Source organism: Pantoea sp. C8B4 (assembly GCF_051336905.1).
Lineage (GTDB): Bacteria > Pseudomonadota > Gammaproteobacteria > Enterobacterales > Enterobacteriaceae > Pantoea > Pantoea rwandensis_B.
The window spans coordinates 1-18647 of sequence record NZ_JBGMNK010000020.1; the positions used below are offsets into that span (position 1 = coordinate 1).

The 18647-nt window shown below is 53.9% G+C and carries 17 protein-coding genes and 2 tRNA genes; 2 read left to right on the forward strand and 17 right to left on the reverse strand.

Annotated features, from left to right (window positions below; translation table 11 throughout):
- Position 1: 1 nt before the first annotated feature.
- The 8 genes from ACCW76_RS18825 to tam form a co-directional block, all read right to left on the reverse strand.
- Positions 2 to 75 (reverse strand) — tRNA-Arg (locus tag ACCW76_RS18825).
- Positions 76 to 83: 8 nt separating this feature from the next.
- A tRNA-Ser gene (locus ACCW76_RS18830) sits at positions 84 to 176 on the reverse strand.
- 303 nt (positions 177 to 479) lie between these two features.
- Positions 480 to 665 carry a carbon storage regulator CsrA gene (gene csrA, locus ACCW76_RS18835; protein WP_004155916.1) on the reverse strand — a complete coding sequence of 62 codons (186 nt, stop codon included), beginning with the start codon at positions 663 to 665 and terminating at the stop codon, positions 480 to 482.
- A gap of 250 nt (positions 666 to 915) precedes the next feature.
- Positions 916 to 3543 (reverse strand): alanine--tRNA ligase, encoded by a 2628-nt coding sequence (alaS, locus tag ACCW76_RS18840; RefSeq protein WP_436339743.1) that lies wholly within the window; start codon positions 3541 to 3543, stop codon positions 916 to 918.
- Positions 3544 to 3677: 134 nt separating this feature from the next.
- Positions 3678 to 4193: a regulatory protein RecX gene (locus ACCW76_RS18845; RefSeq protein WP_197079611.1), complete on the reverse strand. Its 516-nt coding sequence runs from the start codon at positions 4191 to 4193 to the stop codon at positions 3678 to 3680.
- 110 nt (positions 4194 to 4303) lie between these two features.
- Entirely contained in the window at positions 4304 to 5374 is a 1071-nt protein-coding gene (recA, locus tag ACCW76_RS18850; RefSeq protein ID WP_034822205.1) for a recombinase RecA, read from the reverse strand.
- Between the two features lie 94 nt (positions 5375 to 5468).
- Positions 5469 to 5963: a nicotinamide-nucleotide amidase gene (gene pncC, locus ACCW76_RS18855; protein WP_436339746.1), complete on the reverse strand. Its 495-nt coding sequence runs from the start codon at positions 5961 to 5963 to the stop codon at positions 5469 to 5471.
- Between the two features lie 101 nt (positions 5964 to 6064).
- Positions 6065 to 6841, reverse strand: coding sequence for a trans-aconitate 2-methyltransferase (gene tam / locus ACCW76_RS18860; protein WP_436339748.1), 777 nt, complete (start codon positions 6839 to 6841; stop codon positions 6065 to 6067).
- A 167-nt stretch (positions 6842 to 7008) separates the two neighbouring features.
- Here tam and ACCW76_RS18865 point away from each other — a divergent pair, with 167 nt between their 5' ends.
- Positions 7009 to 7896 (forward strand): dihydrodipicolinate synthase family protein, encoded by an 888-nt coding sequence (locus tag ACCW76_RS18865; protein WP_436339750.1) that lies wholly within the window; start codon positions 7009 to 7011, stop codon positions 7894 to 7896.
- Positions 7897 to 7931: 35 nt separating this feature from the next.
- Here ACCW76_RS18865 and ACCW76_RS18870 read toward each other — a convergent pair whose 3' ends face one another.
- Positions 7932 to 8267: a zinc ribbon domain-containing protein YjdM gene (locus ACCW76_RS18870; protein WP_038645217.1), complete on the reverse strand. Its 336-nt coding sequence runs from the start codon at positions 8265 to 8267 to the stop codon at positions 7932 to 7934.
- Positions 8268 to 8353: 86 nt separating this feature from the next.
- A complete protein-coding gene (gene mltB, locus ACCW76_RS18875; protein WP_045816437.1) occupies positions 8354 to 9436 on the reverse strand; it encodes a lytic murein transglycosylase B in 1083 nt (360 codons plus the stop codon).
- A 348-nt stretch (positions 9437 to 9784) separates the two neighbouring features.
- On the opposite strand from mltB, the gene mutS reads away from it, so the two are divergent.
- Positions 9785 to 12346 carry a DNA mismatch repair protein MutS gene (mutS, locus tag ACCW76_RS18880; protein ID WP_436339752.1) on the forward strand — a complete coding sequence of 854 codons (2562 nt, stop codon included), beginning with the start codon at positions 9785 to 9787 and terminating at the stop codon, positions 12344 to 12346.
- 112 nt (positions 12347 to 12458) lie between these two features.
- Here mutS and rpoS read toward each other — a convergent pair whose 3' ends face one another.
- The 7 genes from rpoS to ispD form a co-directional block, all read right to left on the reverse strand.
- Positions 12459 to 13451, reverse strand: a complete 993-nt coding sequence (gene rpoS, locus ACCW76_RS18885; RefSeq protein WP_034822992.1) for an RNA polymerase sigma factor RpoS — start codon at positions 13449 to 13451, stop codon at positions 12459 to 12461.
- Between the two features lie 51 nt (positions 13452 to 13502).
- Entirely contained in the window at positions 13503 to 14642 is a 1140-nt protein-coding gene (gene nlpD, locus ACCW76_RS18890) for a murein hydrolase activator NlpD (RefSeq protein ID WP_436339753.1), read from the reverse strand.
- A gap of 166 nt (positions 14643 to 14808) precedes the next feature.
- Positions 14809 to 15435 (reverse strand): protein-L-isoaspartate(D-aspartate) O-methyltransferase, encoded by a 627-nt coding sequence (locus ACCW76_RS18895; protein ID WP_038645170.1) that lies wholly within the window; start codon positions 15433 to 15435, stop codon positions 14809 to 14811.
- Positions 15429 to 16190, reverse strand: coding sequence for a 5'/3'-nucleotidase SurE (surE, locus tag ACCW76_RS18900; protein ID WP_200681242.1), 762 nt, complete (start codon positions 16188 to 16190; stop codon positions 15429 to 15431). The genes ACCW76_RS18895 and surE overlap by 7 nt, the downstream gene beginning before the upstream one ends.
- Before the next feature lie 217 nt (positions 16191 to 16407).
- Positions 16408 to 17451: a tRNA pseudouridine(13) synthase TruD gene (truD, locus tag ACCW76_RS18905; protein ID WP_436339754.1), complete on the reverse strand. Its 1044-nt coding sequence runs from the start codon at positions 17449 to 17451 to the stop codon at positions 16408 to 16410.
- Between the two features lie 2 nt (positions 17452 to 17453).
- Positions 17454 to 17930, reverse strand: coding sequence for a 2-C-methyl-D-erythritol 2,4-cyclodiphosphate synthase (gene ispF, locus ACCW76_RS18910; protein ID WP_045816453.1), 477 nt, complete (start codon positions 17928 to 17930; stop codon positions 17454 to 17456).
- Entirely contained in the window at positions 17930 to 18646 is a 717-nt protein-coding gene (gene ispD / locus ACCW76_RS18915; protein ID WP_436339755.1) for a 2-C-methyl-D-erythritol 4-phosphate cytidylyltransferase, read from the reverse strand. Before ispD ends, ispF begins: the two co-directional genes overlap by 1 nt.
- Position 18647 lies beyond the last annotated feature (1 nt).

Genomic DNA, 18647 nt, shown 5'->3' on the forward strand with positions numbered 1-18647 from the left:
GTGCATCCAGGAGGATTCGAACCTCCGACCGCTCGGTTCGTAGCCGAGTACTCTATCCAGCTGAGCTATGGATGCATCGGAAATGGCGGTGAGGCGGGGATTCGAACCCCGGATGCAGCTTTTGACCGCATACTCCCTTAGCAGGGGAGCGCCTTCAGCCTCTCGGCCACCTCACCTTACGCGTCCTTCCGAACCGTGCTTCTGAACTTGTTTCTGCTCATCGGCACTGCGTGGCGCACATATTACTTTCCCGCACTTATAAGTCAAACAATTTTTCCCGACTTTTTCTGGATATCGTTCTGTTTGCACAAATGACGTGCAATTAGGATGTTTTGCCGACAAAAAGAGTGATTAATCAACAGCGAAAGCACGTTGCAGTTAACAAAATGGGAAGAAAGAAAATGAGGTTAAGGGCGGAAAAAATGAAGAGGGGGGGATAAAAGCGGTAGCGCCTCGCAGGATGCGAGGCGCTGAATCCGTTAGTAACTCGTTTGCTGAGTTTTTTCGGCCTGGATACGCTGATAGATTTCTTCGCGATGCACCGAAACTTCTTTAGGCGCATTGACGCCAATACGGACCTGGTTACCTTTAACACCCAGCACCGTTACAGTCACCTCATCGCCAATCATGAGGGTTTCACCAACTCGACGAGTTAGAATAAGCATTCTTTGCTCCTTGAAAGATTAAAAGAGTCGGGCCTGTTCGGTCTCCCGGCCATATCCATCATATAACGCTGAACAATGTCTATGACAAATACACCATTGTGCATCGCCACGCCAATACATTCTGCTGATAGTTAGTTTAGCCGAAATACACTACATCAACCGGACTTTGTCATTATCGGGTGCACACCGCGTTAAAAAGCGCCAGAACACGGGGGTTCTGGCGCTTCTCACGATGCTGAATTTTAATTCGTTACAGTCGGTTACTCACCCACTCCGACACGCCAGCCAGTGCGCCAGCCAGTGCCTCAGGGTTTGTACCCCCCGCCTGAGCCATATCAGGACGACCGCCGCCTTTACCGCCAACCTGAGCGGCCAGTTCGCCGACCAGCTCACCCGCTTTGACGCGGTCAGTCAGGTCTTTAGTCACCCCAGCAATCAGGGAAACCTTACCTTCTGCAACAGTTGCCAGCACGATGATGGCCGAGCCGAGCTGATTCTTCAGGTCATCCATCATGGTGCGCAGCATCTTCGGCTCAACGTTGTTAAGCTCGCTGACCAGCAGTTTGGTACCCTTCACGTCCACTGCTTTACTGCTCAGCGAGGCACTCTCTTGCGCCGCTTGCTGATCGCGTAGCTGCTGCAGTTCTTTTTCCAGCGCGCGGACATGATCAACCAGACCGCGTACTTTCTCATTCAGATTACTGCTGTTGGCTTTAACCACCTGCGCAATTTCAGTTATCTGATCGCTCTGCGCATGCAGCTGAGCCATTGCGCCTTCACCCGTCAGCGCTTCAATACGACGCACACCTGCCGCCGTGCCGGATTCAGACTGAATGCGGAACAGGCCAATGTCGCCAGTGCGCGCTGCGTGCGTACCGCCGCACAGCTCAACGGAATATTCACCCATGCTGACCACGCGCACACGCTGTTCATACTTCTCACCGAACAACGCCGTTGCGCCGCGCGCTTTCGCTTCATCCAGATCCATCACTTCAGTCTGGATGAGTAAATTGCGACGAATCTGGGTATTAACGATATCTTCAACGGTGCGAATCTGCTCTGGCTTCATCGCTTCGGTATGAGAGAAGTCGAAGCGCAGGTATTTATCGTTGTTGAGTGAGCCTTTCTGACCTACATGATCGCCCAATACTTCACGTAACGCTTCATGCATCAGATGTGTTGCGGAGTGGTTGAGAATAATACGAGCACGGCGCTCCTCATCCACTTGTGCATTGAGGCGGTCACCCACACGCAGCTCACCGCGGTTGAGCTTACCGATATGACCAAAGGCTTTGCCATACTTCTGTGTATCCTGGACGCTGAATTCAGCATTCTGCCCAGTCAGCACGCCGGTATCGCCCACCTGGCCACCTGACTCGCCATAGAATGGTGTTTGATCCAGAATCACTACCGCTTCCTGGCCAGCCGCGATCTGCTCAACCTGCTGACCGCCAACGAACAGCGCCTGCACGGTGCCTTCAGCCTGCAGCTGGTCATAACCTTTGAAGTCAGTGGCAGCATCAAAGCGAATCACGCTGTTGTAGTCCGCGCCAAAACCACTGGCCTCACGCGCACGCTGGCGCTGCTGTTCCATAGCCGTTTCGAAGCCCGCTTCATCAATCTTCAGATTGCGCTCGCGGCAGACGTCAGCCGTCAAATCGGCCGGGAAACCGAAGGTGTCATACAGACGGAAGACCGTTTCGCCATCCAGCGTATCACCTTGCAGATTGGCCAACTCTTCATCCAGCAATGCCAGGCCGCGTTCCAGCGTTTTGGCAAATTGCTCTTCTTCATTTTTCAGCGTGTTTTCAACATGCTTCTGCTGGCGTTTCAGATCTTCACCGGCATCACCCATGACGTCGATCAATGGCGCAACCAGTTTGTAGAAGAAGGCTTCTTTAGCTCCCAACATATTGCCATGACGCACTGCACGACGAATGATACGGCGCAGCACGTAGCCACGGTTTTCATTCGATGGGATGACGCCATCAGCGATCAGGAATGCACAAGAACGGATGTGGTCAGCGATCACGCGCAACGATTTATTGTTGAGATCGGTTGCACCTGTGACCTGAGCAACAGCCTTGATCAGTTTGGCAAACAGATCGATTTCATAGTTGGAGTTAACATGCTGCAGTACCGCGGCGATACGCTCCAGACCCATACCGGTGTCAACTGACGGCTTCGGTAGAGGTTCCATGGTGCCGTCAGCCTGACGGTTGAACTGCATGAAAACGATGTTCCAGATCTCAATATAGCGATCGCCATCTTCTTCCGGGCTACCCGGCGGGCCACCCCAGATATGGTCGCCGTGATCGTAGAAAATTTCGGTGCACGGACCACAAGGGCCGGTATCACCCATCTGCCAGAAGTTGTCAGACGCGTAGGCGCTGCCTTTGTTATCGCCGATGCGAATAATACGTTCGCGCGGCACGCCGACATCGTTAGCCCAGATTTCGAAGGCTTCATCATCGGTTTCATAAACGGTGACCCACAGACGCTCTTTCGGCAGCTTGAACCACTGCTCACCCGTCAGCAGTTCCCAGGCATAAGCAATCGCTTCTTTCTTGAAGTAGTCGCCAAAGCTGAAGTTACCCAGCATTTCAAAGAAGGTGTGGTGACGAGCGGTGTAACCCACGTTCTCAAGATCGTTGTGCTTACCACCGGCGCGCACACAACGTTGAGACGTAGTTGCGCGTGCATAATCGCGTTTATCCTGACCGAGGAAAACGTCTTTAAACTGCACCATTCCCGCATTGGTAAACAGCAACGTTGGGTCGTTGTTCGGTACGAGGGAGCTGCTGGCTACAACCTGATGTCCCTTGCTATGAAAAAAGTCGAGAAACGCTTGACGGATCTCAGCAGTGCTCTTGCTCATATAATTCCTGGAATCACGCTAACGAACGTTCCCTTTCGCGGGTAAACCACATCTGCAGGTTTACCGCTGATTGAGGAACAAAAAGTGGGAATAAGATAAATTTTCTTCAGTGGGAAGTAAAATCCCATCGCCTTTCAGTCGTCAATATTTCTGAAAACTGCCTGAATATCTTCCATCATAAAGCCTTTAGCCATTAAAAAGCGCTGTACCTTGCTTTTCTCAGCCCAGGTTTGCGGCAGAGGATCACCAAACTTACGCTTAGCCAAATCGGCCGCGCATTGACTCCAGTCCACTTCAGTATCCATCATCGCCTGATTGATCTCATCGCGGCTGATGCCCTTCTGCTGTAATTCCATGCGCACGCGCTGTGAGCCGTAACCTTTACGTGCGCGACTTTGGATAAAGCGTTCGGTGAAGCGCTGATCGTTGAGCCAGCCACTCTCCTGGCACCAGTCGAGCACCTTTTCCAGCAGCTCATCCGGTATCGGCACATTTTCTTCTTGCTTCAGATAAGCTGCACGCTGAGAAGAGAGTTGCAGCTTGCGCTTCAATTCATCACGACTGTGGTCTCGCTGCGATAAGACACGCATGGCACGATCCAGCAAACGGGAAAATGTCGGCACCGAAGCCGTTGAAGGTGATGATGACATGAATTTGACCTTGTTCTGACTGTTGCGCAGGGTAAAGCAAGAAGACGATCAGGGGAAGTGTTGACGGGGAAAAGCAAACGGGAGCATCGCTGCTCCCGTGGGGGTATATCTTAGAAATCTTCGTTGGTTTCGCTAGCTTCTTCGTAGTCATCAGCAGAAATTTCTGCTGCACCCGCTCCAGCCGTTGCACCCGTCAGCAGCAGATCGCGTAACTTCTTATCGATCTCGTTAGCAATCGCTGGGTTCTCTTTCAGGAAGTTGGTCGAGTTCGCTTTACCTTGACCAATCTTTTCGCCGTTGTAGCTGTACCACGCACCGGCTTTCTCAACCAGTTTGTGTTTCACGCCGAGATCCACCAGCTCGCCAAAGGTGTTGATGCCTTCACCGTACATAATCTGGAATTCAGCCTGCTTAAATGGCGCAGCGATTTTGTTCTTCACCACTTTTACGCGGGTTTCGCTACCGACCACTTCATCGCCCTCTTTAATCGCACCGATACGGCGGATATCAAGACGAACAGAAGCATAGAATTTCAGCGCGTTACCACCGGTAGTGGTTTCTGGGTTACCGAACATCACACCAATTTTCATACGAATCTGGTTGATGAAGATCAGCAGCGTGTTGGACTGCTTCAGGTTACCCGCTAACTTACGCATCGCCTGGCTCATCATACGTGCGGCCAGACCCATGTGCGAATCACCGATTTCACCTTCGATTTCCGCTTTCGGCGTCAGTGCCGCAACGGAGTCAACGATGATCACATCAACGGCACCGGAGCGTGCTAACGCATCACAAATCTCCAGCGCTTGCTCACCGGTGTCCGGCTGCGAACACAGCAGATTGTCGATATCAACGCCGAGTTTTTTGGCATACACCGGATCAAGCGCATGTTCAGCATCGATAAAGGCACAGGTTTTACCTTTACGCTGTGCAGCGGCAATCACCTGCAGCGTCAGCGTGGTTTTACCGGAAGATTCTGGTCCGTAGATCTCAACGATACGCCCCATCGGCAAGCCACCAGCCCCCAACGCGATATCCAGTGACAGTGAACCGGTTGAGATGGTTTCTACGTCCATTGAGCGGTCTTCACCCAGGCGCATGATCGAGCCTTTGCCAAATTGTTTCTCAATCTGGCCCAGCGCGGCAGCTAAAGCTTTCTGTTTGTTCTCGTCAATCGCCATTTCCACTCCTAATCATGCTGGGTAAGCCGACATCATTGTGTGCCTGCTCGTTCTGTTGCCGGTAATTATACTGTATGACCATACAGTATCAAGTTTAATTTGTCAGAAATTCATCAAGCAGTGTTTGTAGCGCCCAGCTGACGGATTGCCGACGCACCGCGTCACGGTCTCCGGCAAAGACCTGCCGCTGCGCCAGAACACGATCGCCAGGTCCGGCAATGGCAAACCACACGGTACCCACTGGCTTTTCTGCTGAACCGCCATCTGGCCCCGCAATCCCGCTCACAGCAATGCCAAACTCAGCGGCGGCGGCATTGCAGGCACCTTGAGCCATCTCACGCACAGTTTGCTCACTGACCGCGCCATACTGCGCCAAAGTCGCTGCCTGCACGCCCACCATCTGCTGTTTGGCTTCGTTGCTGTAGGTCACGAAACCCCGCTCAAACCAGGCAGAGCTGCCACTGACATCGGTAAACACTTTGGCAATCCAGCCACCGGTGCAGGATTCCGCCGCGGTCACCGTTGCCTTGCGTTTCTTCAGCTGTTCACCAATACGCTGGCTGAGCTGCTGCAACTGTTGGTCGTTCATCGCCTTCTCCTGTTTTGGCGCTGCGCGTTAGACATAAATGGTGCAACAGAGCGCCCTTTTCAACCTCTGTCACACCATTTTGCGTGCGCGCTTCCACGATACTAATGCGTTCTCACTGCCACCATAAATAAACGCGGGAAAGCCAGCAAAACCTGACCATTGCTGCGTGGGGGATAAGCCGGCATTAATGTCTGATGATAGTCATGCAGAAAATCGGCCTGTTGCTGTTCAGTCAATCCGGCGAGGAAGGGACGCAAGCCCGTGGCACGGAGCCAGGTAATGATGGCCTGCGCATCGGCCATCGGGTGATAGTACGTGGTACGCCAGATATCCACCTGACAGCCTGCATCATTCAGCAAATCATAATATTGTTCCGTGCTTAGCAGGCGTTTGCGATCCGCGGCCTGTGGCGAGATATGTGCCTGCCAGCGTTCACTGGCCGCCACTTTACGCATCAAGCTGTGAGAAGCTTCTTCAAGATTGTCCGGCATCTGTATCGCCAGAGCGCCACCGATATCCAGCTGTTCAACCAAATGCGGCAGCAGCGTGTGATGATCGGTTAGCCACTGCAGCGAAGCATTCGCATAGATGACCTGCTGTGGCTGGTTAGCCTGCCAGGTACGAATATCCGCCTGCAGAAAAGTGCAGGCAGGTAACCGCTCATGCGCTTGTTCCAGCATGGCTGCAGAGCTATCGATGCCTGTAATCACCGCGTCTGGCCACGCTTGCGCCAGCAGCTCAGTACTGTTGCCGGGACCGCATCCGAGGTCAGTCGCGAAATGCACGTCGGTTAGTGGAATACGTTCTAATAGTTCACGCGCAGGGCGCGTGCGTTCCGATTCAAATTGACGATACAGCTGTGGATTCCAGTCTTGCATGGCAACGCTCCTGTCTGGCTGAAGAGCATCACACTACCTGTTTTCTCAATCGCTAAGCGAAGAGAAAAGTGCGATGTCTCACCTTTTTACCCTTTGTCACTGGTTAATGTCAGTCACGAGCACTAAGTTAAAACAACGTTTCATTTTTAAAAATTAAGGATCGCGTTATGGCTGCACAACCTGAATTAACCGGCGTCTGGTGTCCTTCAGTTACCCCTTTCGATCAACATAATAAGCTCGATATTGATGCGCTGGGCCGCCACTTTGCGCGCCTGAACGCCTCGGGGATTGATACGCTGTTGTTGATGGGCAGTATCGGGGAGTTTGCTTCGCTGACGCAACAGGAACGGCTGATGCTGATTCGCGAAGCTCGTCAGCTTTCGCCACTGACCATGGTCGCGAATATCTCAAGTACCTGTGTTCCCGACATGTTGCAGCTCGCTGAAGCCGCCTGGGAAAATGGTTATGACGCCGTGATGGTTTTGCCGCCCTACTACTATGGGCAAACGCAGAAACAGCTGTTGAGCTACTTTAAAGCACTGGATAAACAGTTAGGTGGCAAGTGGTTTGCCTACAACTTTCCGGCGCGCACCGGCTGCGATTTAACGCCGGCATTGGTGGCTGAATTAGCCGCTGAACTGCCGCAATTTATCGGCATTAAAGACACCATGGATTGTCTTTCACACAATCGAGCCCTGATTGAAGAAACCAAAAAGGTTCGCCCTGATTTCACCGTACTTTCAGGGTATGACGAATATCTTCTGCCCAATTTGCTGGCAGGCGGTGCCGGGGTGATTTCCGGCTTAAACAACATCGTACCGGAGTTGTTTGCCAAGGCGATGCACGCATGGCGAGCGGGAGAGTTAACACAGTTGGCACAGATTCAACAGCGTATTGGTAAGCTGATGGCGATTTACACCATCGGCGATGACTTTGTCACGACTATCAAAACCGCAGTGGCGCGCAAATATGATTCGATGGGCAGCCATTCACGTAATTATGGCGGCGAACTCACGGTTGAGCAGTGCGCAGAGCTGGATCGTTTGCTGATGTGATCACAATAAGGGACGGCCGGACAGCCGTCCTATACTCAGTTCTTTTTCACAAACTCAGATTTGAGTTTCATTGGGCCAAAACCATCGATTTTGCAATCAATGTTGTGGTCGCCTTCAACCAGACGAATGCTTTTCACTTTGGTGCCAATCTTCAGGGTTGAAGAGCTGCCTTTCACCTTGAGATCCTTGACCACGGTAACGCTGTCACCATCGGCCAGCAGATTGCCATTGGCATCCCGCACCACCAAACCCTCCGATGCTGCATCAGCACTCGGTGACCAGATATGGCCACAAGATGGGCAGTTCAGGTTCTCACCATCCTGCCAGGTATAATCAGCCTGACACACAGGGCAAGCAGGTAATGTTGTCATGAGCATTCCTCAGAAGTCGAAAGGCGGTGAAGATGGCACCGCAAAAGGGGCGCCATCTTATACCCTCACTCTTTATAAGGACAGCATTAAAGCATGTTGCCCTGACGCGCTTTCGCCACTGCCTGGCCCAACTGCCATACCGCCATGGCATAGTGTGTGCTGTGGTTATAACGCGTGATGACATAGAAGTTAGGCAGGCCATACCAATATTGATAACTGGTACCAAGATCAAGCCGCAACAGACTCGCCTGGTTATTACCGTCCAGCGATCCTTGTGGCGTCAGGCCGCTCGCCATCAGCGTATTCACCGGATAAAGCGTTTTAAAGCCATTTTCCAGCGCAGGAGCCTGCCCGCTTGCCGGTACGGCAACATTCTGCCCTGCCCGCCAACCGTGCTCTTTAAAGTAATTTGCTACGCTGCCAATCGCATCCACAGGATCCCACAAATTAATGTGGCCATCACCATTGAAGTCGACCGCATACTCTTTATAGGAAGACGGCATAAACTGGCCGTACCCCATTGCACCCGCAAAGGAACCGCGCAGATCCAGCGGATCATCCTGTTCAGTGCGCGCCATCAGCAGGAAGGTTTCCAGTTCGCTGCTGAAGTAGGCCGCGCGACGAGGATAGCTAAAGGATAAGGTAGCCAGCGCATCCAGCAGACGCGTTTTGCCCATCACCCGACCCCAACGTGTTTCCACGCCAATGATTCCGACGATGATCTCCGGCGGCACGCCATAAACCTGCTGAGCGCGTTGCAGAGCGTCCTGATATTGATCCCAGAATGCCACGCCATTTTGTACATTATCTGGCGTGATGAATTTATTGCGGTAGCGGATCCAGGCTCCGTTCGGCCCCGTCGGCGGCGTGTAGCTTGGCGCTTGTTGGTCCATCAGACGCAGCACGTAATCGAGACGCTTCGCCTGGCCGATCACCGCATGCAGTTGATCACGGTTAAAACCGTGTTTTGCCACCATTTGATCAATAAACTGCTCAGCCGCCGGATTCCCCGCGAAATCACCAAACATCGGCTGAACGGCGTGTGAAGGCTCCAGTAAGAAACCACCTTTTGGTGCTGGCACAACGGCGGTTTGCTGCTGGGTTGCAGGCTTACTGCTGCAGGCAGCAAGCAAGGCGATAAGTGGAAGAAAAGCAACCTTAAAACGCATTAGATATCCATAAGCCAGATGAAACCGGAAGCCAACATGGTAATCGTTCATCAAAGCGGGATACAGAGCAATATCTTAAATTTACGCCGCTTTTCCCTGGTTTCAGTGGGTTGCAGCGAAAATTTGCGGAACAGCTCCACACTTTACCTTTATCCCCCGATTTTACTTTTTACTGCTTATCGCAATTTGTTAAGGTCGGCAGCCAGAATCAATTGCGGGCGGATGATGCGCGCAGGGCAAAATGCTAATATCTGCGCCTTGGTTATCCGTCTGTGAGATAACGCACCATACTGGCCTGCTCATATCGGGCAGCCATGATTGAACGAGTGAATTTTGAGCGAAAACGAGATGAAAGGAGCAGCGCAAATGGACTTTACTGGCCACACGCCCATGATGCAGCAATACCTGCGCCTGAAGGCTGACCATCCCGAAATCCTGCTGTTTTATCGCATGGGCGATTTTTACGAGCTGTTCTACGACGACGCCAGGCGAGCATCACAACTGCTGGAGATTTCACTCACGAAACGCGGCGCGTCAGCGGGTGAACCCATCCCGATGGCGGGCGTGCCCTATCATGCTGTTGAAGGTTATCTGGCAAAACTGGTCCAGCTCGGTGAATCCGTGGCGATCTGTGAACAGATTGGCGACCCGGCACTGAGCAAAGGACCGGTTGAGCGTAAAGTCGTGCGCATTGTGACGCCCGGCACCATCAGTGATGAAGCGCTGCTACAGGAGCGTCAGGACAACTTACTGGCGGCAATCTTCCAGAGCCAGCGCGGGTTTGGCTATGCCACCCTCGATATCAGTTCGGGGCGTTTTCGCCTGAGCGAACCGGTCGACCAGGAGACCATGGCGGCAGAACTCCAGCGCACTAATCCTGCCGAACTGCTCTATCCCGAAGATTTCCAGGCCATGGCGCTGATCGATCAGCGCCGTGGTCTGCGCCGTCGTCCGTTATGGGAATATGAAATCGACACCGCACGCCAGCAATTAAACCTGCAATTTGGCACGCGTGATCTCAGCGGCTTTGGTGTTGAACAGGCTCATCTGGCGCTACGTGCTGCAGGTTGTCTGCTTCAATATGTCAAGGATACCCAACGCACCTCCCTGCCACATATTCGCTCGTTAAGTATGGAGCGTCAGCAGGACAGCGTAATCATGGATGCAGCCACTCGCCGCAACCTGGAAATCACGCAAAATCTGGCCGGAGGTACCGAAAATACCCTGGCAGCAGTGTTGGATAAAACCGTGACCCCGATGGGCAGCCGTATGCTGAAGCGCTGGCTGCATATGCCACTGCGCGACGTCACCACCATCAGTCGTCGCCAGGAATCGATTGCCGAACTGCAATCCCTGAGTGAAGCATTGCAGCCGGTTCTGCGCCAGGTGGGCGATTTGGAACGCATCCTGGCGCGTCTGGCACTGCGCACCGCGCGCCCGCGTGATTTAGCTCGCATGCGACATGCATTCCAGCAACTGCCGGAATTAAACCAGCAGCTGGAAGGTGTCGAGGCGACTCAACTGGTCAATTTGCGTTCGCAGATGGGTGAATTTACTGAATTGCGCGAGCTGCTGGAACAAGCCGTCATTGAATCCCCTCCCGTGCTGGTGCGTGACGGTGGTGTGATTGCACCCGGCTATAACGCTGAATTAGATGAATGGCGTGCGCTGGCCGACGGTGCCACTGATTATCTCGACCGCCTGGAAATTCGCGAACGAGAGAAGCTAGGGCTGGATACTTTAAAGGTAGGTTTTAACGCGATTCATGGTTACTACATTCAGGTCAGTCGCGGCCAAAGTCACCTGGTGCCGATTCACTATGTACGCCGCCAGACGCTGAAGAACGCCGAGCGCTACATCATTCCTGAATTGAAAGAGTACGAAGACAAAGTACTGACCTCGAAAGGGAAAGCGCTGGCGCTGGAAAAAGGACTTTACGAGGCGTTGCTCGACCGTCTTCTGCCACACCTTGAAGCACTGCAGATCAGCGCGGCGGCACTGGCTGAACTGGATGTGCTGGCTAACCTGGCAGAGCGTGCCTGGACACTGAATTACTGCCGCCCGGTGTTGCAGGAAAAAGCGGGCATTCGCATCACCGCAGGCCGCCATCCGGTCGTGGAACAGGTCCTGAAAGAGCCGTTTATTGCTAACCCGCTATCGTTGTCAAATCAACGACGCATGCTGATCATCACCGGCCCCAATATGGGCGGTAAAAGTACTTACATGCGTCAGACTGCATTGATTGCGCTGATGGCGTGGATTGGCAGCTATGTGCCAGCTGAAGAAACCATAATGGGTCCCATCGATCGCATCTTTACTCGCGTCGGTGCGGCTGATGACCTGGCGTCTGGACGGTCAACCTTTATGGTTGAGATGACGGAAACGGCCAACATCCTGCACAACGCCACGGAAAACAGCCTGGTGTTGATGGATGAAATCGGTCGCGGCACATCGACCTACGATGGGCTGTCGCTGGCATGGGCTTGTGCGGAGAGTCTGGCAAACCGCATCAAAGCAATGACGCTGTTTGCCACCCACTACTTCGAACTGACGACCCTGCCGGAAAAAATGGAAGGCGTAGTGAATGTGCATCTTGATGCCATGGAGCATGGCGATACCATTGCATTTATGCACAGCGTACAAGATGGCGCAGCCAGCAAAAGTTATGGTTTAGCAGTTGCTGCGTTAGCGGGCGTGCCGAAAGACGTGATCAAACGTGCGCGCAACAAGCTGAAAGAGCTGGAAGCGCTCTCCGGCAGTTCAGCGGCATCCACTGTAGAAGGGTCGCAAATGCAGCTTCTGGTGGCAGAAACATCGCCAGCTGTAGACGCGCTGGAAGCATTGGACCCTGATAGCCTCACGCCAAAACAGGCGCTGGAGTGGATTTACCGCCTTAAAACATTGGTCTAGTTCACTTCTGATTAGCGGCGGGTAATGGCGCCGCTCATTAGCGTAACGGACTGAAAACGAACATAAAAAAACGGTGACCCAGGGGTCACCGTTTTTTATTGCCGGTTACGGCTTATTCGCGAAACAGTGCTTCAATGTTGAGGCCCTGAGTCTGCAGGATTTCACGCAGACGACGCAGACCTTCAACCTGAATCTGACGGACGCGCTCACGGGTCAACCCGATCTCACGGCCCACATCTTCCAGCGTTGCCGCTTCATAGCCTAACAGGCCGAAACGACGCGCTAGCACTTCACGCTGCTTGGCATTCAATTCAAACAACCACTTAACGATGCTTTGTTTCATATCATCGTCCTGCGTGGTGTCTTCCGGGCCGTTGTCTTTTTCATCGGCCAGGATATCCAGCAGCGCTTTTTCGGAATCTCCACCCAGCGGTGTGTCAACCGAGGTAATACGCTCGTTGAGACGCAGCATACGGCTTACATCATCAACCGGCTTGTCTAACTGCTCGGCAATCTCTTCAGCACTCGGCTCATGGTCAAGCTTGTGCGAAAGTTCGCGCGCGGTACGCAGATAAACATTCAACTCTTTAACGATGTGGATCGGCAGACGAATAGTACGGGTTTGATTCATGATCGCCCGTTCAATAGTCTGACGAATCCACCAGGTGGCGTATGTTGAGAAACGGAACCCACGTTCTGGGTCAAACTTCTCCACGGCACGAATCAGGCCGAGATTACCCTCTTCAATCAGATCCAGCAGTGCGAGACCACGATTGCTATAACGACGGGCAATTTTCACCACCAGGCGTAAATTACTTTCAATCATGCGGCGGCGAGAAGGAATGTCACCACGTAGTGCACGACGAGCGAAGAACACTTCTTCTTCCGCCGTCAGTAGTGGAGAGTAACCGATCTCACCAAGGTAAAGCTGCGTCGCATCCAAAACGCGTTGCGTCGCACCCTGTGACAACAGCTCTTCTTCAGCTACTTCGTTATCACCAGGTTCGTTCTCAACGAGAGCCTTCTCATCAAAAACCTCAGCTCCGTTCTCCTCGAATTCCGCATCTTCATGTAACTCGTTAACTTTCAGCGTATTCTGGTTCATAAGCGGCTCCTACCCGTGATCCAAGGGCAGAACACCTAAGGTTCTGCCGGATTATCGCTGCGGTAAATAACGCAACGGGTTTACGGATTTCCCCTTGTAACGAATTTCAAAATGTAATCTTACCGAACTGGTTCCGGTACTACCCATGGTAGCGATTTTTTGCCCCGCCTTAACTTCCTGTTGTTCCCGGACCAGCATGGAATCGTTATGGGCGTAAGCACTCAGATAATCATCATTGTGTTTGATGATGATTAAATTACCGTACCCACGGAGCGCGTTGCCTGCATATACCACCCTTCCTGAAGCAGTGGCGACAACAGGTTGTCCACGCGAACCGGCGATATCGATCCCTTTGTTTCCGCCTTCCGCAGCGGAGAAGTTATCGATGATCTTCCCATCAGTCGGCCAACGCCAGCTTCCCACTGGGGTTGTGCTATTTGTCGTGCTGCTGACTGTAGGCGGTGCGGTAACCGGAGCTGTGGTCGTTGCCACATTATTTGCTCCTTTCGACGGCAGCATTTTACCGCCTGTCGAACCCGAATCATCAGAATACGTAATAACAGGTTGCTGTGCAACAGGGGCCGATTTAATTTGCGTTTGGTTGGATGCAACCGGCACCCCGCCCTGCGTGGCGTCCGCTGCGGTTATCGCATTGCCACCGGTGATGGTCTGGCCATTACCGTTACCAACTTGCAAGACTTGCCCGGCTTCCAGGCCATACGGGGCCGGGACGTTATTGCGTTGCGCCAGATCGCGGAAGTCATTGCCGGTAATCCAGGCAATATAGAACAGGGTATCTCCACGTTTAACGGTGTAAGTCTCACCACCGTAACTACCTTTAGGAATATTCCCATAATTACGGTTGTACACGATACGACCATTTTGCGTGACAACATTATTATTGCCACTAACCATTCCACCGGAGGGTGCAGCCGATGGTGTACCGCCGCTTAACATTCCGCCGTGTGGCATGGCGGGTACGGTACTGTTCTGCGATGAGAGCATGCCACCGCTGCTGGGTGCAGACGTCATGCCGCCGCCTGAGGACATCATACCGCTGTCCCCGCCGCCGCCAATCTGGCTTATCGGAGCCTGCGTGTTGTCGCCTGAGCTACAGCCCGCCAGCCAAAAACCTACCAGTGAAAGTGCCGCCAAACGGCGTAATTGAAATACTGTGCTTCCCGTGCTCATTGATCCCCCGTTATGGCAAACCTGGATGTAACTGTGTCGTGGATGTGACCGCATTATTCACTGCGCAACAGGCGAAATACGGTCTTTCACATTGATTAACAAGGATAGTAACAATATCAACTGCGCCATGCCATGTAACAGTTGTGAAGATTTACGTAGCAATGGCTCAGGCCAGATCGCCCTGAACTAGCGGCACAAAGCGGACAGGTTCGATGATTTCTTCAATTAATTCATCACCCTGGCGATGTAAACGCTTTAAGACCTGCTGATCTTCGCCTACTGGCAGCACCATTTTGCCACCCTCACCTAATTGCGCTATCAGCGCAGTCGGAATTTCAGGGGGTGCAGCGGTGACAATGATGGCATCAAACGGGCCACGCGCTGCCCAGCCTTGCCAGCCGTCGCCATGGCGCGTCGAAATATTGTGCAGGTCGAGTTGTTTCAGGCGGCGCTTGGCCTGCCACTGCAACCCTTTGATGCGTTCCACGGAATAAACGTGATTAACAAGATGGGCCAGAATAGCGGTCTGATAGCCCGAACCGGTGCCGATTTCCAGCACGCGCGATTCCGGGTTCAGTTCAAGTAACGCGGTCATCCGCGCCACCATGTAGGGCTGTGAAATCGTCTGCCCACTGCCAATCGGCAGCGCAACGTTTTCCCAGGCTTTATGCTCAAACGCCTCATCGATAAAGCGTTCACGCGGGACATCGGCGATGGCTTTAAGCAAGTGCTCATCGTGAATTCCCTGGGCACGCAGCTGCTCTAACAGCGTTTCGATGCGGCGGTTCACCATGCCAGATTTACCTCAGCCTCGATTAACCAGTCGCGTAATACTTCTTGTGCCGCATGTGCAGTGAGATCGACATGCAGTGCCGTTAGCGACACATAACCTGCATCCACCGCCGCGAAATCGGTATCGGGGCCCGCATCCAGTTTATCCCCCGGTGGGCCAATCCAGTACAGCGTATGGCCGCGCGGATCTTCCGTGCAAATCACCTGATCGGCAGGATGACGGCTGCCACAGCGTGTCACACGAAAACCTTTGATTTCCGATAGCGGTAGATCAGGCACGTTGATATTCAGGATACGCCCGGTGCGCAGCGGTGCGCGGGACAGCGCACGCAGCAGTGTGCAGGTCACCGCCGCTGCGGTGGCATAGTGTTGATGGCCATTGAGTGAGACCGCCAGCGCGGGCAGTCCGAGATGGCGCCCTTCCATTGCGGCGGCCACGGTGCCTGAGTAAATCACGTCATCACCCAGATTGGGGCCGGCGTTGATGCCTGAAACCACAATGTCCGGACGTGGCTGCATCAGTTTGTTAACCCCGAGAAACACACAATCCGTCGGCGTACCCATCTGTACGGCGATGTCACCATTCTCATGGGTAAAGGTACGCAGCGGGGTTTCTAACGTCAGGGAATTTGATGCGCCACTTCGATTGCGATCGGGCGCGACAACCTGCACCTCCGCAAACTCACGCAGTGCGCGAGCCAGCGTCTGAATGCCGGGGGCATGAATTCCATCGTCGTTGCTGAGCAATATCCGCATCTGTTCCTGACCTTTGTTCATTCAACTGGCCCTCAACTCGCCTGGCATCCGCTGTTAGGGTGCCGAATAAAGAAGATCTGGCGAGACGAAGATGTTTGCATTCTAGCGGTGAGGCGCGGGAAGTGGTAGGCGTAAATCACGGAACTTCCGGCGTTTGCCGCAACATTACGCAGCCGGAGCAAAGATTTACCCGGCGTCAAGGCCGGGTAAAGTGGGGTTATTCCTCGCTGATAGGCGCAGCGGCACCGTTACTCAGCAGTTCGCGCACCACGCTGGTGGCAAAACTCCCGGCTGGCAGCCAAAACTGCATCTCGAGCGTCACGTCATCCCACCAGTTCCAGCGCAGATCTTTCGGCACCACCAGCATAGCGCGGCGTGCCGCATCAACGCGTTCACGCTCGAGCAGCGCCAGCAAATCCGCAGCAGGTGCGAGATTAGCCTGCTCAAAGGCCAGCGCGTCTCCCTGGGGGCCCAGCTCACCTCGTCCGGCGAGCGGCGCGGTGATGCGCAGTTCATGATCATTCACCCGCTGCTGCAATTCCGCCAACTCTTCCGCCTGCGCCACAAACCAGCTGCCGCGTCCGGCCAGCTGCAGCGCATCGCCCGCCTGCACTTGATCCAACACGCCATCACGCTGCAAACGCGCACTGGTGACCTGATTAAACAGCTGGCTGCGCGCTGCGGACAGCAAAATACCTTTCATGCTGCGATCGCGCGGGCGGAACTTATCTTCTGCCCACAATTTTGCCTGCGTCAGGTTATTGCCGCCGCGACCAAAGCGTTGTTCACCAAAGTAGTTAGGCACGCCGCTTTGCTGGATATGCTGCAAGCGCGCTTCCACTTCAGCGCGATCCGAAATCTGACGCACAACCAAGCGGAACGCATTCCCCGCCAGCGCGCCAGTGCGCAATTTGCGCTTATGGCGGATCACCTGCAGAATTTCCACGCCTTCCAGCTGGAAACCGGTCAAATTCGGCATCGCGTTACCCGGCACGCGGAAACACAGCGTCTGCTCGGTCACCGCATGGCGGTCTTTCATCCCGGCATAGCTCATATCACGTTGATGCACACCGAGGAATTTCGCGATTGCTTCAGCGACAAAGCGCGTATTGCAACCGATCTTGCGGATGCGCACTAGCACCTGCTCGCCTTCGCCATCATAGGGATAGCCGAGGTCTTCAATCACCACGAAATCTTCGGGATTGGCCTTGATCACGCCGGTGGCGCTCGGAACGCCGTGCAGGTAAAGCAGTTCACTCATACTTAATCGGCCTTCACCAGCAGCGCCACGGCTTCACAGGCAATGCCTTCACCACGGCCGGTAAAGCCGAGCTTCTCGGTCGTGGTCGCTTTGACGTTGACATCATCCATATGGCAGCCCAGATCTTCGGCGATGTTGACGCGCATCTGCGGCACATGCGGCAACATTTTTGGCGCTTGCGCGATGATGGTCACGTCGACGTTACCAATGCGATAACCTTTCTGCTGGATGCGACGCCAGGCTTCACGCAGCAAGCCACGGCTGTCCGCCCCTTTGAAGGCGGGATCGGTGTCCGGGAATAGCTTACCGATATCGCCCATCGCCACCGCGCCGAGCAGCGCATCCGTTAATGCATGCAGGGCAACATCGCCATCTGAATGGGCAATAAAACCGTGTTCGAAGGGAATACGCACCCCGCCAATCACTAACGGACCTTCGCCGCCAAAAGCGTGAACGTCAAAACCGTGACCGATACGCATCATGCGCTCTCCTTTAACTGAATCTGGGTTAGATAGAAGGCCGCCAGCGCCAGGTCTTCTGGCCGCGTCACCTTAATGTTGTCGCTGCGTCCGCTAACGAGCTCTGGATGATAGCCGCAATATTCCAGCGCCGACGCTTCATCGGTAATGGTAGCGCCTTCATGAAGTGCACGCGTTAAACACGCCTCCAGCAGCTGATGCGGGAAAAATTGTGGCGTGAGTGCGTGCCAGAGATCTTCGCGTTCAACGGTATGCGCAATCGCCGCTTTACCGGGTTCAGCACGCTTCATGGTGTCGCGCACCGGTGCCGCCAGAATCGCCCCGACTTTGCTGTGTTCACGAACCGCCAGCAGGCGTGCCAGGTCATCCGGGTGTAAGCATGGCCGCGCGGCATCGTGCACCAGTACCCATTCGCTATGTTTAATTGCCTGCAAACCTGCCAGCACCGACTCCGCACGCGTGTCGCCACCTGTCACGCGCAGTACGCGAGAATCCTGCGCCAATGGCAGCGAATCAAACCAGCCATCATCAGGACTGATGGGCACGATCACTTGTTTAACGGCTGGATGAGCCAGCAAGCGCGCAACGCTGTGTTCAAGAAGGGTAAATTGACCAATGGTCAGATACTGTTTTGGGCAGGCAGCCTGCATACGGCTGCCCACGCCTGCGGCAGGCACCACGGCAATCACGTCCGCAAGGGAAGAGAGGTTGTTCATG